General features: G+C 66.8%; 23 protein-coding genes. 10 read left to right on the forward strand and 13 right to left on the reverse strand.

The annotated features are described in order from the left end of the window. Positions 1-13 precede the first annotated feature (13 nt). Positions 14-631, forward strand: a complete 618-nt coding sequence (locus ON37_RS31210; protein ID WP_051032056.1) for a DUF1707 SHOCT-like domain-containing protein — start codon at positions 14-16, stop codon at positions 629-631. An 11-nt stretch (positions 632-642) separates the two neighbouring features. On the opposite strand, the gene ON37_RS26080 is transcribed toward ON37_RS31210, so the two are convergent. Beyond that, positions 643-1098, reverse strand: a complete 456-nt coding sequence (locus ON37_RS26080) for a MarR family transcriptional regulator (RefSeq protein ID WP_083893298.1) — start codon at positions 1096-1098, stop codon at positions 643-645. A 104-nt stretch (positions 1099-1202) separates the two neighbouring features. On the opposite strand from ON37_RS26080, the gene ON37_RS26085 reads away from it, so the two are divergent. Beyond that, entirely contained in the window at positions 1203-1598 is a 396-nt protein-coding gene (locus ON37_RS26085) for a hypothetical protein (protein ID WP_040723008.1), read from the forward strand. A gap of 85 nt (positions 1599-1683) precedes the next feature. Here the strand turns inward: ON37_RS26085 and lon are convergent, their stop codons facing one another. After that, complete coding sequence (gene lon, locus ON37_RS26090; protein ID WP_051032066.1) at positions 1684-4077, reverse strand: endopeptidase La; 2394 nt, start codon at positions 4075-4077, stop codon at positions 1684-1686. A 215-nt stretch (positions 4078-4292) separates the two neighbouring features. After that, positions 4293-5165, reverse strand: a complete 873-nt coding sequence (locus tag ON37_RS26095) for a helix-turn-helix transcriptional regulator (RefSeq protein ID WP_040723010.1) — start codon at positions 5163-5165, stop codon at positions 4293-4295. A gap of 138 nt (positions 5166-5303) precedes the next feature. Here ON37_RS26095 and ON37_RS26100 point away from each other — a divergent pair, with 138 nt between their 5' ends. Further along, positions 5304-6083, forward strand: coding sequence for an NAD(P)H-dependent oxidoreductase (locus ON37_RS26100; RefSeq protein ID WP_040723012.1), 780 nt, complete (start codon positions 5304-5306; stop codon positions 6081-6083). Positions 6084-6158: 75 nt separating this feature from the next. After that, positions 6159-6947 (forward strand): TetR/AcrR family transcriptional regulator, encoded by a 789-nt coding sequence (locus ON37_RS26105; RefSeq protein ID WP_245553483.1) that lies wholly within the window; start codon positions 6159-6161, stop codon positions 6945-6947. A 46-nt stretch (positions 6948-6993) separates the two neighbouring features. Here ON37_RS26105 and ON37_RS26110 read toward each other — a convergent pair whose 3' ends face one another. Next, a complete protein-coding gene (locus tag ON37_RS26110; RefSeq protein ID WP_051032057.1) occupies positions 6994-8043 on the reverse strand; it encodes an AurF N-oxygenase family protein in 1050 nt (349 codons plus the stop codon). Between the two features lie 312 nt (positions 8044-8355). Between ON37_RS26110 and ON37_RS26115 the strand changes: the two genes are divergently transcribed. The 6 genes from ON37_RS26115 (at position 8356) to ON37_RS26140 (ending at position 14184) form a co-directional block, all read left to right on the forward strand. After that, positions 8356-9384: a zinc-binding dehydrogenase gene (locus ON37_RS26115; RefSeq protein WP_040723013.1), complete on the forward strand. Its 1029-nt coding sequence runs from the start codon at positions 8356-8358 to the stop codon at positions 9382-9384. A gap of 125 nt (positions 9385-9509) precedes the next feature. After that, a complete protein-coding gene (locus tag ON37_RS26120; RefSeq protein ID WP_040723014.1) occupies positions 9510-10865 on the forward strand; it encodes a DUF445 domain-containing protein in 1356 nt (451 codons plus the stop codon). 55 nt (positions 10866-10920) lie between these two features. Then, positions 10921-11727 carry a TIGR03084 family metal-binding protein gene (locus ON37_RS26125; RefSeq protein WP_040723050.1) on the forward strand — a complete coding sequence of 269 codons (807 nt, stop codon included), beginning with the start codon at positions 10921-10923 and terminating at the stop codon, positions 11725-11727. Positions 11728-12089: 362 nt separating this feature from the next. After that, positions 12090-12821 (forward strand): hypothetical protein, encoded by a 732-nt coding sequence (locus ON37_RS26130; RefSeq protein ID WP_040723016.1) that lies wholly within the window; start codon positions 12090-12092, stop codon positions 12819-12821. 222 nt (positions 12822-13043) lie between these two features. Further along, the gene (locus ON37_RS26135) at positions 13044-13550 is read left to right on the forward strand and encodes an SRPBCC family protein (RefSeq protein ID WP_040723017.1); all 507 of its coding nucleotides are present in this window, start codon (positions 13044-13046) and stop codon (positions 13548-13550) included. 10 nt (positions 13551-13560) lie between these two features. After that, a complete protein-coding gene (locus ON37_RS26140; protein ID WP_040723018.1) occupies positions 13561-14184 on the forward strand; it encodes a ribonuclease H family protein in 624 nt (207 codons plus the stop codon). 199 nt (positions 14185-14383) lie between these two features. Here the strand turns inward: ON37_RS26140 and ON37_RS26145 are convergent, their stop codons facing one another. From ON37_RS26145 to ON37_RS26185, 9 genes are all read right to left on the reverse strand, one after another. Then, positions 14384-15274 carry a hypothetical protein gene (locus ON37_RS26145; RefSeq protein WP_051032058.1) on the reverse strand — a complete coding sequence of 297 codons (891 nt, stop codon included), beginning with the start codon at positions 15272-15274 and terminating at the stop codon, positions 14384-14386. Between the two features lie 61 nt (positions 15275-15335). Then, complete coding sequence (locus ON37_RS26150; RefSeq protein WP_040723019.1) at positions 15336-16505, reverse strand: MlaD family protein; 1170 nt, start codon at positions 16503-16505, stop codon at positions 15336-15338. Next, positions 16502-17596: an MCE family protein gene (locus tag ON37_RS26155; protein WP_040723020.1), complete on the reverse strand. Its 1095-nt coding sequence runs from the start codon at positions 17594-17596 to the stop codon at positions 16502-16504. Before ON37_RS26155 ends, ON37_RS26150 begins: the two co-directional genes overlap by 4 nt. Next, the gene (locus ON37_RS26160) at positions 17593-18681 is read right to left on the reverse strand and encodes an MCE family protein (protein ID WP_040723021.1); all 1089 of its coding nucleotides are present in this window, start codon (positions 18679-18681) and stop codon (positions 17593-17595) included. Before ON37_RS26160 ends, ON37_RS26155 begins: the two co-directional genes overlap by 4 nt. Beyond that, positions 18678-19685, reverse strand: a complete 1008-nt coding sequence (locus ON37_RS26165) for an MCE family protein (RefSeq protein WP_040723023.1) — start codon at positions 19683-19685, stop codon at positions 18678-18680. The genes ON37_RS26160 and ON37_RS26165 overlap by 4 nt, the downstream gene beginning before the upstream one ends. Further along, positions 19682-20710: an MCE family protein gene (locus tag ON37_RS26170; protein ID WP_040723024.1), complete on the reverse strand. Its 1029-nt coding sequence runs from the start codon at positions 20708-20710 to the stop codon at positions 19682-19684. The genes ON37_RS26165 and ON37_RS26170 overlap by 4 nt, the downstream gene beginning before the upstream one ends. Continuing rightward, on the reverse strand, positions 20710-22212 hold the full coding sequence (locus ON37_RS26175) for an MlaD family protein (RefSeq protein ID WP_040723025.1): 1503 nt from the start codon (positions 22210-22212) through the stop codon (positions 20710-20712). Before ON37_RS26175 ends, ON37_RS26170 begins: the two co-directional genes overlap by 1 nt. Before the next feature lie 12 nt (positions 22213-22224). Beyond that, positions 22225-23088: an ABC transporter permease gene (locus tag ON37_RS26180; RefSeq protein WP_040723026.1), complete on the reverse strand. Its 864-nt coding sequence runs from the start codon at positions 23086-23088 to the stop codon at positions 22225-22227. Positions 23089-23092: 4 nt separating this feature from the next. Beyond that, positions 23093-23911, reverse strand: a complete 819-nt coding sequence (locus tag ON37_RS26185; RefSeq protein ID WP_051032059.1) for an MlaE family ABC transporter permease — start codon at positions 23909-23911, stop codon at positions 23093-23095. Positions 23912-24316 lie beyond the last annotated feature (405 nt).

Raw genomic sequence — 24316 nt, forward strand, 5'->3', positions numbered from 1 at the left:
AGAGGATGCGCCGATGACCGAATCCCCGGACCACAGCCCGGACCTCGACCGCGATCGCCCGGCACCCGCGGTACGCATCACCGACCACGAACGCGCGCAGGTGGAGCGGCTGCTACAGCTGGCCCTGGCCGACGGCTCCCTCGACCTCGCCGAACTCGACCGGCGCCTGGCCGCCGCCTACGCCGCGCGCAGCCACGACGAACTCGCCGCGGTGACCGCCGACCTGCCGGTGGCCGCCGCGCGCGAACCCTTGGTGCTCAACACCGTGAGCGGTTCGCTGCGCAAGGACGGCCGGTGGGTCGTACCCGCCGAGATCACCGTCGCCGCGGTCTCGGGATCGGTGCGACTGGATTTCACCGAGGCGATCTGCCCGCATACGGTCGTGCAGCTACATCTCGGAATCGCTTCCGGCAATGTGCGATTGACGGTTCCACGCGGCTGGCAGGTGGATCTCGACGGGGTGGCCTTCGTCAGCGGGAGCCCCAGGAACCGGGTGACCGAGCCGCCGCTCCCCGGCTGCCCGACGCTACGCGTCGACGGTTCGGTCACCTCCGGTTCCGTCCGCGCCGAGTATGCGAAGCCACCCCGCCGCTCGTTCTGGGCCTGGTTGCGGCGCCGCCCGCGGCGCTGACCGATACGGCGTCAGGGCGCGGATACGGCTTCCTCGTAGGCACGCAACGTCGAGATGACGAGGGCGCGCTGCTCGGCCGTCAACGGGCCCAGCGCGGCACGCCACCCGCGGTCGGCGCCACCGAGCCAGGCCGAGACCGCCGCTCGGTGGGCGTCGGCGATGGTGACGAGGGTGCGCCTGCGGTCGGTGTCGTCGCTTCGCCGGTCCAGGACGCCCTGGCGGCTGAGGTCGGCGACCATCAGGCTCACGGTGGTCGGCGCCACCTCCAGGCGCTGTGCCAGCTCGTTCACCGTCAACGGCCCGTCGAACAGCACGTAGGTCAGCAGCGACAGGTGGCGCGGCGCCAGGTCGAACGACCGCAACGCCGCCGGCACGGGCATGCGCTTGGCACGTCCGACCAACCGGGGCATCAGCAGCACCATGGCTCGAACGCTGTCGTCCAGCGACAGACCGGGCTCCGTTGACATACCTTTCTCTCCAAAATATCTTTGCTTACAAAGCAATTTCTCGAATCCGGCCCTCATGGTCCCATGCGACTCGGCGAGGGCCGTCCCTTGCCGAGGAGAGAGCAATGCCCGAATCCGATGTCCGCCCTCGGGCGCTGACCGTGGGGTTACACCCGAAAGCCCTGGACTACAGCCGCTTCCCCGATCTGGACGAGGCGCAACTGACCGCCCGGATCGACGCCGCGAACGCCGCCCTGCACGACACCGAATTCGAGATCACCCCGCTGCTGGTCGGCACATCGCCCACGGAAGCCGAGACCGAAATCCGGGCCCTGCTCGGTAACCGGCGATTCGATCTGGTCATGATCGGCGGAGCGATCCGAGCCTTCCCCGAGCACACCGAGCTGTTCGAGCACATCGTCAATGCCGTGGTCGAGACGGATCCGGCAATTCGACTGTGTTTCAACACCTCTCCCGAGACCACCCACGACGCCCTCCGCCGCGGCCGGGCCCGGCTGTGAATTCGACATCGACGCCCCGCCGAACGGGCCGTACCCACGGCGAAGGGGTCGTACATCCGCGATGTACGACCCCTTCGATGCGAAATCAGGCGCTGGCCGCGAAGGCCTTGCCGTCGTAGGCCGGTTCGGCAACCGGCTCGATGGCGTAGGCCAGGATGTCGGCCACGTCGGCGACGGGGCGGACGTCCAGGCTTTCCAGCACCTCGGCCGGGACCTCGTCCAGGTCCGGCTCGTTGCGGGCCGGGATGAACACGGTCTTCAAGCCGGCTCGCTGGGCTGCGAGCAGCTTCTGCTTCACCCCGCCGATCGGCAGCACCCGACCGTTCAAGGTGACCTCACCGGTCATGCCGACATCGCCGCGGACCTGCCGGCCCAGCGCCAGCGACACCAGGGCGGTGACCATCGTGACGCCCGCGGACGGTCCGTCCTTCGGCACCGCTCCGGCCGGGAAGTGGATGTGGATATTGCGATCCAGCACCTTCGGCTCGAGGCCGATCTCCTCCAGGTGTGAGCGGACGTAGGTCAGGGCGATCTGCGCGGACTCCTTCATGACATCACCGAGCTGGCCGGTCAGGGTCAGCGAGCGCTCACCCTCGGCGGCATTGGCCTCGATGTAGAGGACATCGCCACCGGCGCCGGTCACCGCCAGGCCGGTCGCCACACCGGGGACGGCGGTACGTTCCACCGAATCCGGGGTGAAACGCGGACGACCCAGGTAGTCCTTCAGATCACCGAGTCCGATCACCAACGGCTCGGAAGTGGTTGCGGTATCCCGCTTTTCGGCGGCGCCGACCGTCGAGTCGTAGCCGAGCTCCGGGTCGTAGCCCAAGTCGACCACGGTGGCACCGGCCTCGGCGCCATCGACCGGTTCCTGCTGCGACAGCCGAGTCGCCGCCTTGCGCAAAGCCTTCGCGATCAAACGCTCCAGCTGACGCACACCGGCTTCCCGGGTGTAGTTGGCGGCGATCTCCCGCAGCGCCTCCTCGGTGATCGACACCTCGTCGGCGGTCAGCGCATTGCGTTCCAGCTGCCGCGGCACCAGGAAGTCGCGGGCGATGGCCACCTTGTCGTCCTCGGTGTAGCCGTCGACGGTGATCAGTTCCATGCGGTCCAGCAGCGGGCCGGGAATGGTCTCCATGACGTTCGCGGTCGCGATGAACAGCACATCGGACAGATCCAGATCCAGATCCAGGTAGTGGTCGCGGAAGGTGTGGTTCTGCGCCGGATCCAGCACCTCCAGCAGCGCGGCCGCGGGGTCACCGCGGAAGTCCGAGCCCACCTTGTCGATCTCGTCCAGCAGGACGACGGGATTCATCGAACCCGCCTCCTTGATCGCGCGGACGATCCGGCCCGGCAGCGCGCCCACATAGGTGCGGCGGTGCCCGCGGATCTCGGCCTCGTCACGCACACCGCCCAGGGCGACGCGCACGAACTTGCGGCCCAGGGCGCGGGCCACACTCTCGCCGAGCGAGGTCTTACCCACACCGGGCGGGCCGGCCAGCACCATCACCGCTCCGGAACCACGACCGCCGACGACCTCCAGACCACGGGCGGCGCGGCGGGCACGCACGGCCAGGTACTCCACCATGCGGTCCTTGACCTCTTCCAGACCGTGGTGGTCGGCGTCGAGGACGGCGCGGGCGGCCGCGATATCGGTGCTGTCGGTGGTCTTCACATTCCACGGCAGATCCAGGACGGTATCCAGCCAGGTCCGGATCCAGCCCGATTCCGGGCTCTGATCGCTGCTGCGCTCGAGCCGGTCGACCTCGCGCAGTGCCGCCTCGCGCACGGCCTCGGGCAGGTCGGCGTTCTCGACCCGGGTGCGGTAGTCGTCCGCGCCGTCGGGCTCGCCGTCGCCCAATTCCTTGCGGATCGCGTTGAGCTGTTGGCGCAGCAGGAATTCGCGCTGCGACTTCTCGACGCCCTCGCGCACCTCTTCGCTGATCTTCTCGGTGACCTCGACCTCGGCGATGTGATCCTTGGTCCAGCCGATCAGCCGGGTGAGGCGTTCGGCGACGTCGGGAGTCTCGAGCAGTTCGCGCTTCTGCTCGTCGGTCAGATACGGCGCGTAACCCGCGGTGTCGGCCAGGGCCGACGGATCGGTCAGCCGGTTCACCACGTCGATGACCTGCCACGCCTCACGACGCTGCAACACCGAGACGACCAGCTTCTTGTATTCGGCGGCCAGTTCCTTGGTGCGAGCGTCGGGGGCGGGTGCGTCGACCGGCTCGGCCTCCACCCACAGCGCGGCTCCCGGTCCGGTGACTCCGTGCCCGATCTTGGCGCGCCGCTCCGCCTTCAGCACCGCGGCGGCCGCGCCACCACGCATCCGACCCACCTGCTCGATGGTCGCGATCACGCCGTAGGCGGCATATCCCTCGGTCAGCCGCGGCGCCAGCAGTACCGAATCCGAATTCGCGGCCCGCGCGGCGTCGATGGCCGCCTGCGCCGATTCGTCGAGTTCGATCGGGACGACCATGCCCGGCAACACGACCGGGTCGGTCAGGAACAGCACCGGCAGACGTTGTGGGGTACTCACAGTTTCAGCCCCTTCCAAAGCATGCCCCGGATCCTTCGTTTTTCCGCCTCCAGGGTTGAGCGTTACCTACTCAACTACGGGGTGGGCCGAGTTGTTCCGAGGGGCTTGTTCACCGATGGCGAACGGGCCGAATCACGGCGAGTCCAGGTCGCGCGCTACTCGCGGACCTGGGCGTTCAGCGCGGTACGAGGATCGCCGGCCGCCGCGCCCAGACTCGCGAGCAGGCGCAGCCCGTCTTCGGCCGGACTACCGGGCGCCGCCGACAGCACCAGCAGCTCCATGCCCGAATCGTCCGGTAGCGCGAAGTTCTCCTGGTGCAGTTCCAGCAGTCCGACCAGGGGATGCCGGTAGGCCTTGCGTCCGTGCGTCCGGGCCCGCACATCCGCGCGCGCCCACAGTCGCCGGAACCGCTCGCTGCCCATCGCCAACTCCCCGATCAGCGAGGTCAGGCGCGGGTCGTCCGGATACTTACCCGCGGCCAGCCGCAGATGGCCGACCGCGTCCAGGGTGCAGGTCTCCCAGTCCGCGTAGAGGCCGCGCTCGGATTCCTCCAGGAAGATGTGGCGAGCGGTATTCAGTCCCGGCAGCGACCGGGCGTTCGGGCCGGACAACGGCCGACCGTAGAGCAGCCCGGCGAGGCGATTGCCCGCCAGCACATCGAGTCGATGATTCATGATCAACGCGGGCGCGTCGGGGACCAGATCGAGGACTCGCAGCAGTTCGGGCCGGAGCCGTCCGGCCGGTGTCTTCGCCGAGCGCCGACGCTGGCAGGCCAGTCGGTGCAGATGTTCGCGTTCGGTCTCGTCGAGTCCGAGAACCCGGGCGAGCGCGTCCAAGACCTGCTCGGAGGGCTGGGTCGCGCGCCCCTGTTCCAGCCGGACGTAATAGTCGACGCTGACCCCGGACAGATGCGCCACCTCTTCACGCCGCAGCCCCGCCACCCGCCGGCGCCGGTCGGGGGCGATGCCGGCGGCCGCCGGATCGACCCGGGCGCGCCGGGTCCGTAGGAAGCCCGCGAGATCGTCCATGCCACCAGTATCACCGCGGCATATCCGGCGAAGGTGGTCCTGCCGATACCAGGAAGTCCCGTCCGACGGATGTGGCGCCCCTGAATATCGCGCCTCGCGACGGTCAGGCTCGAACTCATCCGATCGCGAGGAGTTCTCATGAAGATATTGATCGTCCACGCCCACCCCGAGCCCCGATCGCTCAACGGTGCCCTGAAGGATCTCGCGGTATCCACGCTGGAAGCGGCCGGGCACGAGGTGCGGGTCAGTGATCTGTACGCGATGAACTGGAAGGCGGTCGTGGACGCGGCGGATTACGGTCCGCACGCGTCGAGCCCGCTGCAGGTGGCCCGGGACTCGGGCCGGGCCTTCGATGCCGGGGCGCTCACCGCCGACGTACGCGCCGAACAGGACAAGCTGCTGTGGGCCGACACGATCATCTTCCAGTTCCCGCTGTGGTGGTACTCGATGCCCGCGATTCTCAAGGGCTGGGTGGACCGGGTGTTCACCTTCCACTTCGCCTACGGCGTCGGCGAACACAGCGACGTCAGGTACGGGGACCGCTACGGCGAAGGCACCCTGGCGGGCCGGCGCGCCTTGTTGTCGGTGACCGTCGGCGGTCGCGAATCGCATTACGCCGCACGCGGAATCAACGGCCCCATCGACGATCTGCTGTTCCCGATCCAGCACGGCATCCTCTACTACCCGGGTATCGAGGTGCTCCCGCCGTTCGTGCTGTACGGCGTCGACCGGATGACCGACGAGGATTATCCGGACGTCGCCAAGGCGTGGAAACAGCGCCTGCTCACCCTGGAATCGACCGATCCCATCCCGTTCCGGCCGCAGAACTTCGGCGACTACGACATCCCCTCGCTGCAGCTGAAGCCGGGCCTGGAACCGGCGGGCCGCACCGGGTTCGGGCTACACGTGCGCGGGTGATCGTCCGGGCCCGACCGGCGGACAGTACGTCGACAGCGCCCTCGAGCGGGAGTCGACTCGCTTAAACTCGACCCCGTGGCGACACCATCTCCGTCCGAACCGGCGCAGGTCGGTGGTCGGCAGGCGCGGTGGCAGTCGCACAACGATCGACGGCGCGAGCGGATCGTGCGGGCGCTGATCGAGCTGCTCGAAGATCCCGGGGTGGGGCCGGAGATTTCGATGCAGCAGATCGCGCAGCGGTCCGGGCTGGCCAAATCCGTGGTGTATCGGCAATTTTCGGGCCGCGACGAGCTGGATCGGCGGGCTCGCAGTGCGATCGCCGAGCAGTTCATCGACACCGTCGACGCGGCGCTCGACATCTGGGACGGATCGATCCATCGAATCCTGCACCGCACGGTCGCCGCCGTGGTGGATTGGATCACCGAACACGCACGGCTCTACGACTTCGTGCGCGGTGGCCCGGCGGTCGGCGATCCGGACGACGTGGATGCGCTGAGCAGCATCAAGGCGACGATCGCGGCACGCACGCGAATGCTGGTATCCGGGCTCGCGGGGGTCGTCGGGGTGGTCGACGAGGCCACCGCCGACACCATGACCTTCGCGATCGTGTCGATGACCGAGGCGACCGTGAGCCGGTGGGCGCGCGATCCGCAGCCGCTGCTCAGCCGGGAGCAGTTGGTATCCGAGGTCGCGAGTTACGCCTGGAGCGTGCTCGACGGCGCAGCTCGTGCCCACGGACTGACGCTGGATCCGGAGCTGCCGCTGATCGAACTGGTCAACACCCTCGCCGAGCGAGCCGAAGCAGCGCGCCTCGGCGGATCGGACAGCGCGGACTCGGCCGGCGGTTCCAGTCGAGCCCGATGAGCCCGGCGAAGGTGCCGCCCGAGTGGTCGCCGGGCCCCTGGCCGAATTACGCGGCCAACCAGCCGACCAGCGATCCCACCACCGGTACCCGGTCCACCACGGCGGCCGCGGGGTTGCGGCGCTCGGGCTCGCCGCGGTACCGCGACGATTCGCCGTCGATGTGCAACAGCTGCCACAGCTTGCGCGTCACCGGATTCATCAGGCCCAGCTCGTCGGCGAGTTTGCGCATATCCCCGAAGTAGCCGGACAGGATCCGGCGCGAATTCGGCGACCGCCAGAACGCCTCCTCGATCACCTCGCGCGGAATATCGAACTGCTTGGCGAACGAGCGTGGCGGAGCCATGATCTCGCCCGCCAGCCACCGCATCGTGATCGGAAAAGCCAAGGCGCACACGGCCTTGCCGAACGGGCTCATCCGTTCGATATGGGCCTTCAGGAATTCACCGGCGAAGGAGATGTGCCGGGCCTCCTCGGCGATATGGATCTGCATGGTGCGCAGAACCGCCGGGGGCATCGACTTACCCTCGCGGATGATGGCCTTCTGGTAGTGATCGATCGGTTCCTCACCACCGAGGATGCCGATGAACAGGATGGCGTGCGCGTAACCGCCGGCCACCCCGATGAACGGCGACAATGCCCGGAACAGCGGCCGCATCCCCGGAACGTCCACGCCGATCCGGTTGATCAGCTCCTGGAACATCTGGATGTGGTTGCACTCTTCGGTCATCTCGTGCAGGCAGTACCGAAACTCCGGAGATCCGTTGGGGAGCTTCATGATGTACTGCATCATTCCGCGGATGAGAATGCTCTCGAAGGCAGCGCCGACCTTGATCACGTTGGCGGTACGCCATTTCCCGATCTCGATCCGGCGTTCCAGCGGCAACGACTTGTACCACTCGGTGCCGCCGAGCGGATCGAGATCCGGTGACAGCACCCATCGCGGATCGTTCGGGTCGATCGCCAATTCCGGTGAATCCCAGTCGATATCGAGATAGGGGTCGAAATTGCGATGGACCGATCCCTCGGACAGGATCGCCAGCATCTCCCGGTACTCCGGGCCGAAAATATCGGTACGAACCGATTCCGACAGCGTCATCGATGTCTCCTCGCTCTGCGGGGCACCCGCACCGTCGGCCCAACGAGCGAGCTCCGCATGGTGACTCATCGGGCCTCCTGGCTCCCGTCGCCGAGGCTCGGCCCCAGCGTGGGCGACACCCGGTAGGTGTGGTACTTCGAGGATATATGGGACTCACGGTCCCACACAATCCCCCGCGCCGGAAATGTCACCGGGTCGAGACGAACCGGGCCCTGCCGCAACTCCGGCGGAAAACGCCGTGTCGGTGCGATACTCGACCGGGTTCACCGGGCCCGCCGGTCCGCCCCACGATCCACGAGGAGTAGCCCGAACATGCTGGCCGCACGCCTTCACCTGGGACCGCAACGGCGACTGGAACTGGACGAGGTACCGACGCCGGAACCGGGTCCCGACCACGTCCTGATCAAGGTCGAGGCGGCGGGGGTGTGCCTGTCCGATGTTCATCTCATCGACGGAACGTTGACGCCGGTGATGCTCGACGGCGACGTGGTGACGCTCGGACACGAGGTCGCGGGCACGGTACACGCGCTGGGACCGGGCGTGACCAGCGCTGAGGTCGGGGACCGGGTGCTGTTGCAGGCCGGTGAGCGCCGCGGCGGTGACGCCGCGAATCCGCAGGGCGGCGCGGTGTTCACGCGCGGGGTCGACTACGACGGCGGGTGGGCCGAGTACACCCTGGCGCGGGTGGACACCCTGGTGCCGATTCCCGACGATCTGCCCTTCGAGCAGGCCTGTTTCATTCCGGACGCGGTCTCCACGCCGTGGGCCGCGATCACCGCGACCGCCGCGGTGCGGCCCGCCGAGCCGGTCGGCGTCTGGGGCGTGGGCGGGCTCGGCGCACACGGTGTGCAATTGCTGCGGCTGGTGGGAGCGGCGCCGATCGTGGCGGTGGACCCGCTGCCCGCGGCGCGGGAGCGGGCATTGAGTTTCGGTGCGGACCTCGCCCTCGATCCGGCCGATCCGGATCTGCGATCGGCGATCTCGACGGCGACCGGCGGCGCCGGATTGGCGGCCGCCTTCGACTTCGCCGGGGTGGCCGCGGTCCGGGAACAGGCCGTCACCTGCCTCGGGCCGGGCGGCCGGCTGGTACTGGTCGGGCTGACCGACAAGCCCATCACGATCACCGGCGGTATCGGTTTCAGCTTCTTCCAGCAGCAACTGCGCGGCCACTACGGATCGCAGCCCGAACACGTCGCCGAACTGGTGACGCTGCGGCGGCTGCACCGACTCGATCTCGCCCGCTCGGTCAGCGCGGTGCTGCCGCTGTCGCAAGCCCCGGAAGCGGTGCGCACGCTGGAAAGCAAACAGGGCAATCCGATTCGGCTCGTGCTGCGCCCCTGAGCCGGGTGCGTTCACCCCGCCGACCAGGGCAACTACCGCCCCGCCGCATTGACACCACCTGGCCCCGGTGAGAATGTGGGGGACCCAGCAACTCGCAAGTCCGCACGGCGCAAGGGGGATCCACGATGGCGGTAGTCGCCGGCGGTGTGTTCATCGACTGGGAACAGCTGACCGGGCAGTCCAAATTCGTCGTGGACCTGATCACCTTCCCCATCTTCAGCGCCGTCGCCGGCTGGCTCACCAACTGGACCGGCGTGCTGATGTTGTTCTGGCCCTTGCAATTTCGCGGAGTGCGCATTCCGGGTTTACAGGTGCTGTACCCGTATTTCCCGCGGCGGGTGCAGGTGTTGCCCACCTTCTCCGGTGACGGCAAGCGGCTGGGCTTCCAGGGCTTCATCCCCGCGCGCGCGGAGAAGATGGCCAGTATCTGCGTGGATATGGCGATCATGCGGATCGGCAGTCCCCGCGATTTCATCCACGAACTCGATCTCGAGGGCATCGCCGATTACATCGCCGAGCGGGCGCACGAACAGCTGCAGCAGATCGTCGACGATGTGATGTACCGGGAGAATCCGGAACTGTGGCGCGCGGTGCCGCGGCCGGCCAAGCAAATTCTGTATCAGCGCATCGATCGTGAACTGCCGAAGCTGTGCCGGCGCGGTTTCGAGCAACTCGGCGACAATGTCGATCAACTCATCGATATCAAGAGTTTCGTCATCCGCTATCTCCAGGCGAATCCGGAGATTCTCGAGGACCTCACCACCACCATCGCGGCGCCCGAGCTGCGGTTCATGGTGCGGATCGGTTTGCTGGGCGCGCCGTTCGGCGTGCTGCTCGCGCTGTACATGCACGTGCACTACGACATTCCGGTGATCGGCTGGATCCCGGGCTGGCTGGTGGTGCTGGCCGCGGCCGCCGCGATCGGCGTGGTGGTGAACATGATCGCCATCAAGATGGTGTTCGAGCCCGGTGATCCGCAGCCGCGCTACAAGTACCTGTGGCGGCAGGCCCTGTTGGCCAAGCGGCAGCCGCAGGCGGCCGAGGACCTGGCCCAGATCCTGGCCTATCAGGTGCTGACGCTGCCGAATCTGGCGGCCGAGCTGCTGGACGGCCCGAACGGCGACAAGACCCGCCAGCTGGTGGAACATCTCATCGCGGACGAGATCCGTATCCAACTCGGCCCCACCCGCTCGGTGGTGCGGGCCGCCTTCGGCGCGCGCCAATTCGACAATCTGCAGGTGGGGGCCGCCGGGGCGGCGGTGAGCCTGGCGCCGAGTCTGGTCCAGGACGAGGCGTTCGCGCTGGATCAGGCCAAGAAGATCGACGAGTTCGCGGCCCGCAAACTGAAGCAGCTGACCCCCGGCGAATTCATGGAGATGTTCTACGCCTCGGTGGAACAGGACGCCTGGCTGCTGTACCTGCACGGCGCCGCGCTGGGCCTGGTCGTCGGCGGGGTGCACCTGCTGATCTTCGGCTGGTGAAGAATACAAGCACGCGTGCTTGCATTTTTTCTCCGGCATTGCCATGCTGTCCGTCATGGCTGACCTGGAGGCGCTGCTCGACGATTTCGCAGCCGAGTGTGCGGATCTCGACCGCCTGGTCGCGCCGCTGGACCCGGCCGACTGGGCCCGGCCCACGCCGGCGCCCGGCTGGACCATCGCCCACCAAATAGGGCATCTGACCTGGACCGATGAGGTATCGACGGTAGCGGCTACCGACGCCGAGGCCTTCGCCGAGCTGCTGAAGGAGGCGACCACCAAGATCGCCACCTTCGTCGACGAAGCCGCCGCCGAGGCCGCCACCATGCCCGCCGCCGACCTCCTGGAACGCTGGCGCCGCGGCCGCACCGGACTGACCGATGCCCTGCGCGCGGTCCCCGCTGGGACGAAACTGCCGTGGTTCGGTCCGCCGATGAGCCCGATGTCGATGGTGAGCGCCCGGCTGATGGAGACTTGGGCACACGGCCAGGATGTGGCCGACACCCTCGGAGTGCAGCGGCAGCCGACGGCACGGCTGCGCAATATCGCGCACATCGGTGTCCGCACCCGCGATTTCGCCTACACGGTTCACTGTCGGCAGGTGCCCGCCGATCCGTTCCGGGTCGAACTGACCGCACCGGACGGGTCGATCTGGAGTTGGGGGCCCGAGGATGCCGCACAACGAGTCACCGGCTCCGCCCTGGACTTCTGCCTGTTGGTGACACAGCGCCGGCACCGCGACGATCTGCCGCTGGTGGCCGTCGGGCCGGATGCCGCCGAGTGGTTGACGATCGCACAGGCCTTCGCCGGACCGCCGGGAGCAGGCCGCGCTGCCGGTCAGTTCGCCGAGGCGAACCGGATGTGACTCGACCGTCGAACAGCCGGTGGGGGGACTCGAATGAAGCGGGCGAGCGCCGACTCGGGGGTGCGCCGTGCTTGTGGCCGACCGGACGCCGTTGGCCGGAGGTCTTCGAAACCGCAGCTCGAAGCTGACGCTCGCCAGCAGTCAGGGATTACCCCCGGCGGCGAGGCCACAAACCTGTCCATGGCATGCCGGGGTCGCCCTCGCTCGCCGGCACGCCGGCTGATCTGCGCCCGGTCGGTGTTGTGATCTTTGCCGCAGGGACGCCGCGTCGGGCGCCGCCGGGCAGTAACCTGGACACACGTACGACTTTCAACGGTGCGGGTCGGCAACGAGGGGAACAGGGGAGAGGGAAGGACGCACCGATGGCACCGCAGTCCGCGCAGTCCCGGTCCACCGGCCAAATTCTGCAACACACCGCCGTCGTGCTCGCCGGGATGGCGAGTATCGGCCTCACCGTCACCGCCGGAACCTACATCGTCAATCAGATGGGCGGCGCCGGCCTGCCCGCCGTGATCGGCTCGGGCGACCGGAACGACACGAAAGACCCAGCGGCGGAACCGGATCGGCCCGATCTGCCCGTCGTGACACCGCGCTCCTGGGGGCTCGCCGCCGAATCCCGGCAATTCCCGATCGCATCGGTAGCACCGGCGACGGTCTCGGCTCGTCCCGCGCCCGCGGTGACCGAGGGCGACGGCTCCACACCGACGGCGGCCGCCCACTCACGCGGCCTCGGCGGTCGGCTCAACTTGACCGGCGATACCTTCGTCGGAGCGAATCTGGCTCGGACGCAACAACATTCGCTCACCGTCACATTCGATACCAACGTGCCCGCCGCCCTGGGCGCGACCGCCGCGCCGGAACGCACCGGCGACCCGGCGATCACCGAATTCCGCACCGATTTCGATGTCCGGAGCGGGGAATTCAGTGTGGCGATGACGGATCCGCTGCTGGGCCGACACGACGTGCAGGTGCAGCGGCACGCCCGGCCCGCACAGCTGCCGGCCGACCATCCGCAGCAGGTCCGCTCCGACGACACCGGAGCGGCGATCGACGCATCTGCTCCGACGCCGCCCGCTGAGCCCGCGCCCGCATAGCCACCACACATCGATCGAGCCGGGTACCGTCAGGTGCCCGGCTCGTCCTGTTCGGCCCGTTGCCGGCCAGCACACCCGAGCACTACTGGGCATTTGCCCCATTTCGGCTCGTCGGCGGATATCCGCCACCGAAGCCCCGGACCGCACGTTAATCCTCGGTAACCGTTCAATAAAGAGGATTTCTGTAGTACTTTTGTGGCAGCCGTGGAACAGGGAGGGCCGATGGGCCACCGCATCAGGTACGCGAGCGACGTCGGGGCGCCGGTGGAGGTCGCATTCACCTACACCGACAATCATTTGTTCGTACCGGACTGGATGTTCGGGGTCGCCACCTTCGAACCGGTCGGCGATGCCGGCCACGGCCCGGGCGCGGTCTATGCCGCGACCTTTCGGCTCGGGTTGTGGCGGCCCACGCTCGAATGCGAGATCACCGAGTACCGCCGCAACGCGGTGATCGGGTACACCCTGCGCAGGCGCCGGCCGGGGAAGACGGCGCCTGCGCGGGATGCTCCGATCCTCGCCACCTTGACGTTGCGATTCGATCCACTCGGCTACGGTCGCTCGGTGCTGACCTCGGAAGCCGGCTATCCGCCGGCCCGCCGACCGGCCGGACCGGTCGCCAAAGCCGTCGACACGCTGATCCAGATCGCGGTCCGGCGGAGCGAGGCGCAATTGCGCAGGGAGATAGAGGAATTCCACGGTACGGATCTTGTCGGCCGGATTGCGTAGGGTACCGGGCATGATCATCGTGAGCACCGACGGATCCTGCCTGCGTAATCCCGGCGGCGCCATCGGCTGGGCGTGGGTCAATCATCAGGGCAGTTCGGCGAGTGCGGGCGCGGCCTCGGGCACGAATCAGGTCGCGGAACTACGTGCGGTACTGGAGGCGATCCGCGCGCATCCCGGTTCCGAGCCGCTGTTCATCGAGAGCGATTCGCTCTACGCGATCAAGTGCGCGTCCGAATGGCTACCGGGCTGGCGGCTCAACGGCTGGCGCACCGCCACCGGCAGCGCGGTGAAGAACGTGGAACTCGTGCAGTGGATCGATCACGCGATCTCGACGCGGCCGGGACCGGTGCGGTTTCGGTGGGTGCGCGGCCACGTCGGCAACTACTACAACGAACAGGCCGACAAGTTGGCCGGGGAAGCGGCTCGGGCCGCCGCGGGCGCGGCCGACGCGAGTCCCGACGGCATCGTCGACCTGCCGCCGCTGCCGTCCGCGGTTCGGCCCGGGCCGGCGGCGACCGAAACGATGACCGAAGCCGTGACCACCCCGATCACGATCGTGACCGATAAGCCCGCCGGACGTGCCAAGCGCGCCCGGGCGAAAACCGAGACCGCGGACGCGCTGACCCTGTTCTGATTCCGGCGATCCGGGTGCGGCGAGCCAACCGAATGGCTTCCGGCGGTGGTGGGTCGGCCCACCGCCGGAAGCGCCCGGTTCGCGCATCCGGTGTTCGACAGCTCGAACCGGACCTCGGGCCCACTGGTCCTCGCTCCGAAAACGCTCCGGCCCCGCGACGAGAGTGCCGCGGGGCCGGAACGTGTCGAACGAAAGGGTTTCAGTTACCCGGCTGAGCCGGAGCCGGCTGCTCGCCACCGTTGGACTGCGGGCTGGTGCCCGGCGCGGCCTGCGGCGCGCCCGGCGCCGGAGCGGCCGGACCCATGCCCTTGGTCACCGGCGAGTCGAACTTCGCGACCAGCCACTTGCCGTCGTGCTTCTCCATCTGGGCCACGCCCGGAATGGTCAGCTTGTCCGGCTGCGGAACGGCCTGGTTGGTCTGCTCCTGGGTGATGACCAGGACGACGTTGGCCTGCGAATCGTTACCCGATTCCCACGCGCAATGGATCTCGTCCAGCTTCGATTTCGCCTGCACACTGACCATGGCCTTCTTCAGCGTGTCGGACGCGTCGCTGAAGAATTTGCCCCACTCACCCGTGGACTTGTCGTTGACGCTCTTGAAATACGCGTCCAGGTCCTTCGAGTCGTAGCTGGCGACGGCCTTGCCGAAGTCGCAGGCCGCCCGAGTGGAGTCGTCGCGCGCGGCGAGCTGATCCTCCCGGTCGTCGGCCTTCAGCCAGAAGACCACGACCGCGGTGATCGCGGCCACCAGCAGCACGCCCGCGGCGAAGGCGGAAACGATCGCCACCCACGGCGTGTTCTTTCCGGCCGCCGGGGAGCCTGCCGGCGCGGCGGCCGGAACGGACATCTTGACCGTCTGCGCCTCCGTCGCCGGTGTCGCCGTCGGAAGTTTCACCGTGGCATCACCGTCAGCGACCGGCTTCGAGGCGTTCGTCCCGGTCTTGCCGGCGCCCTGGGCGGTATCAACCGACGAGTCCGATTCGAACTTGACCGTTGCGTCCGCGGCGGTGCTGTCTTGCGCCGCATCGACCTTCTCGGTCGACTCGGCATCGTTGTTCGCCTTGTCCTTGGCGGTGTCGTCATCGGACATGAATCGATCTGTCACCTTCCCGACGCGGTCGGACCACGCCGTATGTTTCGGGCCACTCTACTTACCGCACCGGGGGCGGGGTGCGGTCGCTGGGGTTCGCTCCCGCCGGCATCTGCGCTCCGTTGTTCGGAACGTCCGGTCGGGGCGCGTTCGCCGAACCACGGATCTGCTGGTCCGGCGGCGGGTTCGTGCAGTAGTTCCACTTCGGCAGCGTGCCGTCGGTCACCACGTAGGGGGCGACCGGTGCGTGCGAGTACTGGCAGTACGGCCGCGGCCAGATATCGAGGATCGTATAGAACTCCCCGTCGTGCGCCGGCACGCCCATCGCCGAACTGCCGACGACCAGCGACGGGAACAGCGCCCGCAGGGCCGGCAATCGCAACTGCGCCGCCCGCGTGATGGCGACAAAGTTGGACGCCAGACTGGTGATCGGATCGTTGGTCTTGTCCAGCGTCGCACCCAGCGCCTGCATCTGGCCGGGCGCCTGATCCAGCACCTTGCGCAACTCGTCGTTGGCGTTGTTGAACTGCGTGAACAACGTCGACGAATTGGAAGTCAGGGTGCTCAGGTCCGGCTGCGCGTTCGACGTGGTGGCCGCGATGGTGCGCAAATTCTTCAGCAGGTTGGTGGTCTGCGGCAGCAGATTGTCCAGACCCGCCGTCACCAGGCTCAGCGCATCGATCATGTCCCGCAACTGGTTCGGGCCGCCGCTGAGCGCGGTGTCCAACTCGCCGAGGATGGTGCTGAACCGATCCGGGTCGATCTGATCGAAGAAGCCGCTGGCGTTCTCCAGCACGGCCGACACCGGGGTCGGCGTCTGCACCTTCTGCGGATCGAACTGGATCACCGAGCCGTCCTTCAGGAACGGTCCCTTGTCGGTATCGGGCTGGAAGTCGATGTACTGCTCACCGGCCGCCGACAGCGCGTGCACGACCACCTGGGTCGCGACCGGAATCTTGTACCGGTTGTCGATCTGGGCCTCGGCCGCGATGGCGGATCCGTGACCGGCCAGTTTGATCGAGTTCACCTTGCCGATGCGGTAGCCGCGCAGGGTGACGTCGTTACCCGGCTGGAGCCCGCCGGACCGGTCCAGTGAGACGGTGACGGTGTAGGTGGTCCGCAGCGGATTGATCCGCATGACGCTCACCGCCAGATAGGACGCACCGACCACGAAGACCACCACCAGTCCGATCGTGGACAGCAGCAGTTTGTGTCGCAGCAGCCAGCTCATCGGTGGCCCCCTGTCACTCGGCCGTAGACGATCTGCAGCACCTGGATCAAACTGCCCGCCATATCCTGCAGGTCGCGCAGATCCCAGAACTTGCTGTGCGGCGGATCGGTCAGCAGGCCGATGTCGAGCTGGGTGAGCGTCGCGGCGACGGCCAGCGTGTTGCCCTTGAACGACGCGTCGACCTTGGGCCGGATCTCGTGCAGCGCATCCAGTGCCGGGCCGAGATCGTTGCCGGCCCGCGACAGCGCGTCCATCAACTTGTGCACGTTGTCGAGCAGCGCGGCCAGCTGGTCGTGGCTGGTGTCGGCGTAGTCGCCGAGGGCCGCGCTGGTGGTGGAGATCTTGCCGAGCAGATCACCGATCTGCTTGTTGTTCTCGGCGATGGCCCCGATCATCTGCGGGAGCGAGTCGGCGACCTGGCCCAGCTGGTTGTGGTTGGCCTCGATGGTGTTGGTCAGCGCGTCGAATCCGTTGAGCGTGTTGTCGATTCGCTCACTGTTGGCGTGCAGCGTGGTGACCACGCTGGTCATCTGCTTGATCAGACCGGCGAGCTGGTCGGGCCGGCCACCCACCACCGAATCGAGTTCGGAGGTCAGTTTGGTCAGCGCCGCGACACCGCCGCCGTTGAACAACATCGACACCGAGAGCAACAGTTCCTCGACGGTGGCGCCGGCCGAGGTGTGGTCGATGCCGATGGTGTCGCCGTCCTTCAGCATCGGCGTGGTGTCGTCGGATTTCGGCTTCGACAGGGCCACGAACACATCGCCCAGCGGGGTGGCCTGACGCAACTCGGCGGTCGAATCACGCGGCAGCGCAATATCTTTGCGCACATTCATATCGACGATGGCCTGGAAGTTCTTGGTCTCGATATGGGTGACCACGCCGATATCGGAACCACCGATCTTCACCTTGGCCTGATCGGGCAGGTTGAGGGCGTTGGCGAATACCGCGTGCAGCGTATAGGTGTCGCCGGACTGCCCCGGTTTGGGCAGCGGCAGGCTCTCCACCGTCAGCCCACACCCGGAGGCCGCCACGGCGGCGGAGATGCCCAGTGCCAGCCAGGTGCGCCGCAGGCGCGTCGATCCCGTCATTTCGTCAGTCCCAACAGTGCGGCGGTCAACCCGAGGTCGGGTCCGAAGTCCTCGATCTTGCCGGTGCGGCAGCCGTCGGCGCGCATCTGGATACGTTCGCAGAACAGGCTGACGATCTCGCCGGACAGTGCCGTGCCGAGTACCGCGTGCAGGCGGACGAAGCCGCGGTTGCGGTCCATCGAGCGATCCAGGTTCTGCAGCAGCAGCGGCGCCACGTCGACGGTTTCCACGACGCCGGCGGCGTTCTGGCGCAGCTGGTTCGTCACCGCGGTGAGGCCGGTCAGGCTCTCCGACAGCTGATCCTGATACTGGCTGAACACGCCGCTGGTGTTCGACAGGAAGCTGTTGAGCTGGTCCAGCGTCGCCTGCAGGCCCGGCGCCTGCTCGGCGAGCAGCGACGACATCTGGGTCACCTTGTTGCTGAACTCGCGCACCGACTGGTCGTTGTCGGCGAGCATCGAGGTCAGCTCGTTGAGCTTGATGATGATCGTCGAGATGGCGTCCTTGTTGTCGACGCCGACCTTCAACGCACCGGACAGCGCGTTGAGGGTGTCGCGGATCTTCTCGCCCTGGCCGTTGACCATGTCGTAGAGCAGCGTGCCCGACAGCGGACCCTGCGTTTGGCCGGGCGCCGGCTTCAGCGCCGCGGTGAACTGGTCGATGGTCTTGATCATCGTGTCCAGCTCGACCGGCGTGCGGGTCTGCTGCACGGTGAGGTGCGTATCGTCGGGCAGCTTCGGTCCGCCCGTGTAGCGCGGGGTGAGCTCGATATGACGGTCGGTGACGATGGACGGCGAAATGATCGCCGCCGTCACGTTCTTCGGAATATCGACACCGTGGTCCACGGTCATGTGAACCTCGACGTACTCGCCCTTGGGGATGATCTTGTCGACCTTGCCGACCTCGAGGCCGAGCACGGTGATCGGATTGCCCTCGAAAATACCGGCGATATTGCGGAAGTCGGCGGTGATGTGGGTGGAACCGCCCACCGCGTTCTGCACCGAACCGCAGCTGACGGCGACGAGCATCGCCGCGCCGATCGCCACCACCTTGGTGGCGCGCACGAGCCGCTTGGTCAGTTTCATCCCTGGCACCCCTCGATCACTCGGGCGAAGCACAACCAGTTGTCGGGGAACAGCCACGGCACACCGACCTCACCGTAGGGGCCGTTGCCGAAGACATTGTTGAACTGGCGCAACGAGACCGGCATGATCTGCAGCAACTTGTCGAGGTTGTCCTTGTTCTTCTGCAGGCCCTGCGCCATCGTGTTGAGCTGTTCGATGGTCGGACCGAGCTGGTTGTTGTTCTCCGCGCCGATCTGCTGCAGCTGCTTGGTCAGCGTCGCGACGTTGTTCAGCAGCTGCTTGAGCAGATCCTGGCGTTCCATCACCCGCGCGGCGATCGCCTCGCCCTGTGTGATGACCAGGAGCACGCTGTTGCGGTTGTCGCCCAGGATCTGGGTGACCTTGTCGAGATCCTTGAGCAGCCCGTCCACCTGATCGCGGCGGTCGTTGATCGTCTTGGCCAGCGCGCCGACGCTGTCGAGGGCCTGGGCGGTCAGCTGCGGCGAACCGTCGATCTGATCACCGAGCACCTTCAGCGATTCGGCGAGCTTCTGGGTGTCGAGCGCCTCGAACTTCGGGGTGCCGATCTGCACCACATCGGCCAGGTCGTAGGGAACCTTGGTGTTGGACTTGCGAATCCGGTTGCCCGGCAGTCCCTTACCGTCGCCCGGATCCAGGTCGATGTAGCGCGCGCCCAGTAGGGTCGCCATCTTGATGGCGGCACGGGCGTCGGGGCCGAGCTTCACATCGTTGTTCACCTGCAGGGTGATCAGCACGTGATCGCCCTCGAGCTTCGCCCCGGCGACCGTACCGACCGGCACACCGGCCACGTTCACCTTGTCACCGGGTCGCACGCCGGCGGTCTGCACGAATTCCGCCTGCACATCCTTCGTGCCGACGCCGAGCTTCTTGTATCCGCTGGAAACCACCAGCAGCACCACGATCAGCACGGCGCCGATGACACCGAGCCAGAAGAACCGGTTGCTCTGGAAACGGCTTCTGATCCGCTTACCGAATGTCGTCATGGGCGGCACACCGCCGAATGCGCCGGGCCGCCGATCTGGTTGACCAGACCGCGAGGCAACAGCACCCCGTACAGCGACACGTCGAGCGTGCACAGGTACGCGTTGGCGTAGGCGCCGTCGGAGGTGAACTTGCCGACGTCGGTGAGAATGCCGGGCAGGTCGATCGCGGCCTGATCCAGCTTGGCGCCGTTGTTGATCAGCATGGTCAGCGCGTCGGTGGTGGAGTTCTGCGCGGCCGCGATCTTCGGCTGCACCTGATCGACCATGTTCACCAGGGAAGAGGTGGCATTCGCGATCTGCACGGTGGACGCCTGCAGCGATTGCCCCTGCTCGTACAGCCCGCCGATCAGCGCGCGGGTCTGAGTCACCAGCGTCTCCAATTCATCACCTCGTTTCGCCAATCCCGACATCACGGCCGACAGGTTGGTGATCACATCGGCCAGGATCGCGTCGCGCCGCTGGAAATCACCGGCCACCGCGGCGGCCTGGGTGATGAACGAGCTCAGCGAGACCCCGTCACCCTGCAGCGCCTGGATGAAGGTGTTGGTCAGGTTGTTGACCTGTTCCGGCTGCAAGGTCTGGAACAGCGGCTGGAAACCGTTGAGCAGACCCGAGATATCGAACGACGGTTCGGTCCGCTCCACCGGAATGGTCGCATGGTTGCGCAGGGCCGAGTTGTCACCCTTGTTGCCCGGCGCCAGCGCCACATAACGCTGGCCGATCAGGTTCTGGTACCGGACAAGGGCTTTGGTGTTGCCGTACAGCGTCTGGTTGCGCTGCACGATGAACGACACCTTGGCCTGGCGCTGACCCTCGACCTCGATCTTGGTGACCTTGCCGACGCGCACACCCGCCATGCGGACGTCGTCGCCCTCGCGCAGACCGAGCACATCGGTGAAGATCGCCGAATAACTGTTGGTGGAACCGGATACCGTGCGCGCCAAGGTGTTCCAGATGACCACGGTCACCAGCACCGAGACGATGGCGAAGATACCGAATCCGATCAGCGGCTTGCGAATACTCATCAGCTGGCACCGCTTTCGGACACTTGCAAGGTTCCACCCCTCAGGATCGAGCTCAGCAGCAGATATTCGGCGGCCGTCGGTTCCCGGCCGAGAATCTGGGTCATCGCGTCACGGCCGGTGTAGTAGGCGATCGGCCCGGCCTGCGGCTTGGGCTGACCCGGTACCTGGGCGGCGGCCGGAACCGGCTGCGGAGCCGGTGCGGCCGGCAGTCCCGGCAGTCCGGGCAGTTGCGGGAACAGTCCCTCCAGCGGCGTTCCGGCGAGCGGGTTACCCGGCTTGGGCGCCTGCTCCGGCGCGGCCGTCTGCGCGGTGTCGCCGGTGGTGACGCCCGGGATGACGGGCAGTCCCGGCATCGGCGGCAACTTCGGCAGGCCCTGGGCCGAGTCCAGCGTGCGCGGCTTCAGCGCCGGGGTCGGCGCACCGATGTCCGCGACCAGCGGCGCGGTCGCGCAGCTCGGCGCGGCGAGATCGCCGTAGCGCGGGCAGTCGGAACGGTCGTAGGGCTTGTACGGCGTGAACGTCAGACCCGCGTTCCACACCATCTGCTTCTGCGGACCCCAGTGGAAGGTGCTGCTCAACGCGCGCACCGACGCGTTCAGGTTGGCGATGGCCTGCGGAATCGCGTTCGAGTCCTCGGTGAGCGCGCCGAACATATCCGATGTGCCGGCGGTCAGCTGCTTGCCGACATCGGGGTTGCGAGCGAACAGTCCGTTGACCTTGTCCACGGTCGCCGCGGTCCCGGTGATCAGGCCGGCGAGTTCACTGCGCTTGTCGGCGACGGTCTGCGCGGTCTTCACCGATTCCGACAGGGTCGTCATCAGATCGGGCGCCGACTGGTTGAGCGCGTGGAACGAGGCGGAGAAATTGCCCAGTGTGCCTTCGACATCCGGCACCGCGGCCCGGACCTCGGTGAACCAGTTGTTCAACCGCTCCACGGTGGAGCCGGGGACCCGGCCGCTGCCGTCGAGCGCGTAGGACAGCGTGCTCAACACCCGGCCCAGCTGGATCGGGTCGATCTTGTTGAGAATGGTGCGGACCGTGGTGAGGGTGTCCTGCAGCGCGATGGTGCCCTCGCTGCGGTCCTCGGGGATCTGCGAACCCGCCTTCAGCGAGGCGTTGTCGGGACCGTTGTAGACCAGTTCCACCGAGGTGACGGCGAACAGGTTGCTGGGCACGACGCGAGCGGTGACGTTGGCCGGAATATCGGAGATGTATTCCGGCTTCATGTCGATGTGCACCTGCTGCAGCTCACCCTTGGCGGCGACCGACACATCCTTCACCGCACCCACCAGGACACCGCGGAACTTCACGTCGGCCTGGGAGGGCAAACCGTCGCCGGTGGTGGTCAGGTTGGCGGTGACCTCCACCTTCGGATGCATGATGTAGCCCTTGTAGCGGGCCATCAGCAGGCTCAGGGCGACGGCGAAGACGATGAGTCCGCACAGACCGGCGATGAGCAGCTGCCGCATCGTCGGTCCGCGGCCACTCGGATCGATGATCATCTCGTTCGCCCCCTATCCCGAGATCCTGATACCGGGGTTGACCCCCCAGACCGCCAGCGTGATGAACAGGTCCGCGAAGACGACCGCGATGATGCAGAGCTTGATCGCCCGGCCCGCGGCCACACCCACACCCTCCGGGCCACCGGAGGCGAAGAAGCCGTAGTAGCACTGGATGAAGGTCGTGATCGCCACGAACAGAATGGCTTTCAGCAGCGACCACAGCACGTCGTGCGGGACCAGGAATTGATAGAAGTAGTGCTGGAAGGTGCCCGAGGCGGTACCGCCGATCAGCCCGACGGTGAACGAGCACGACAGGTATGCGACCGGCAGGGCCAGGCAGTACAGCGGCACGATCGCGATCATCGCCGCGATCATCCGAGTGCTGACCAGATAGGGCAGCGGCCGGATCGCCTGCGACTCCAGCGCGTCGATCTCCTCGGCGATGCGCATCGAACCCAGCTGCGCGGTGAATCGACAGCCGGCCTGGGCCGCGAACGCCAGGGTGGCGAGCATGGGCCCGAGCTCACGGGTCGTCGCGAACGCGGAGATGGCGCCGGTCAGCGGGCTCAGACCGAGCAGGTTCAGCGAGGTGTAACCCTGGATGGCGACGGTCATACCGCCGAAGGCGCTGAGGATCAGGACCACGCCGATGGTGCCACCACCGACGATGATGCTGCCGTTACCCCAGGTGACGTCCGAGAGCAGGCGCCAGACTTCCTTCGGATAGTGCTTGAGCGCCAACGGCATCGAACCGATCGAGCGCAGGAAGAAGAAGACCTGGTGGCCCACCCGGGCGAGCCAGTCGCGCGGGGCACCGGCGGAGCTTCGGATCCGCTGCAGAGGCCGCAGTAGCGGCGGAACATAAGTTGACGACACCGGCTCAAACCATCTGTGGGGGGAACAGGGCGTTGTAGATCTGCGTGATGATCAGATTCGTGCCGAACAGCATCAGCGCGGACAGCACCACCGCGGTGTTGACCGAGTTCGCGACACCGCCCGGGCCGCCGCGGGTGTTCAGCCCGGAATCGCACGCGATGATCGCCGCCAGCAGACCGAAGATCAAGGACTTGATCAGCGCCACCAGCAAGTCCCCCGTGACCGCGAAGGATGCGAAGGTTCCGATATAGGAGCCCGGCGTGCCGTTCTGAGCGAAGATGTTGAAGATGTAGCCGGTCAGGAAGCCGACGAAGATGACGAAGCCGCACAGCAGCACCGAAACGAGCATGGCGGCGCCGAGCCGGGGAGCGACCAGGCGGCGCATCGGATCCACGCCCATGACCTTCATGGCGTCGATCTCCTCGCGAATGGTGCGGGAGCCGAGGTCGGCGCAGATGGCCGAGCCGACGGCGCCGGCGATCATCAGCGAGGTGACCAGCGGCGCGCCCTGCTGAATGATGCCCAGGCCGTTGGCCGCACCGATGAACGAGGTGGCGCCGACCTGCTGAGCGACCGAACCGACCTGAATCGAAACGATGACGCCGATCGGAATTGCGACGAGCAGGGTGGGCGCGGCGGCCACGCTGGCCATGAATGCGCATTGCCGGACGAATTCACCGAAGGGGAACCGGCGACGGAAGATAGCGATGAACAGTTCCGCGACGGCCGAGACGCCCATCGTGATCTGCCGGCCGAAGGTCTCGAGCGATCGCTTGGGGTGATCCTGCCAGTACGCCTTCGTCCAGTCCGCCGCGGCACTCATTCTCGATGTCGAACCGATTGCCCCCGACCCGTCCGGACCGTTGGTGACTTGCACTGGCTACCCCTCTCGACGCCGGTTACCCGCCCCGACGACTGTTTCGCTTGAGGCACCTTACTACGGAGTTAGGAAAAACACAGCACAAAGTGTGGTTGTGGTCATAGACCCAGATCACGTTGGATCTAGGCCTGTGACGACGGGCACTCCACTGGTATCGGTCACAATGAACGGGCTCGATTTCTAGAACAGGTTCCAGTTTTCTGATCGAGCGTCCAACTCGAGAACCAATACCGGATTTATCGGAATGAAATTCTCGTTATTGAGTTTTGCCCCGAATACTGACGAAAGCGTATCGGGAGTACCTCCGAAACTGCGGTCAGCGCACAACGGTGTCGCATCTCCTCGCCT

Origin of the sequence: Nocardia veterana NBRC 100344 (assembly GCF_000308855.1) — a bacterium.
Taxonomy (GTDB): domain Bacteria; phylum Actinomycetota; class Actinomycetes; order Mycobacteriales; family Mycobacteriaceae; genus Nocardia; species Nocardia veterana.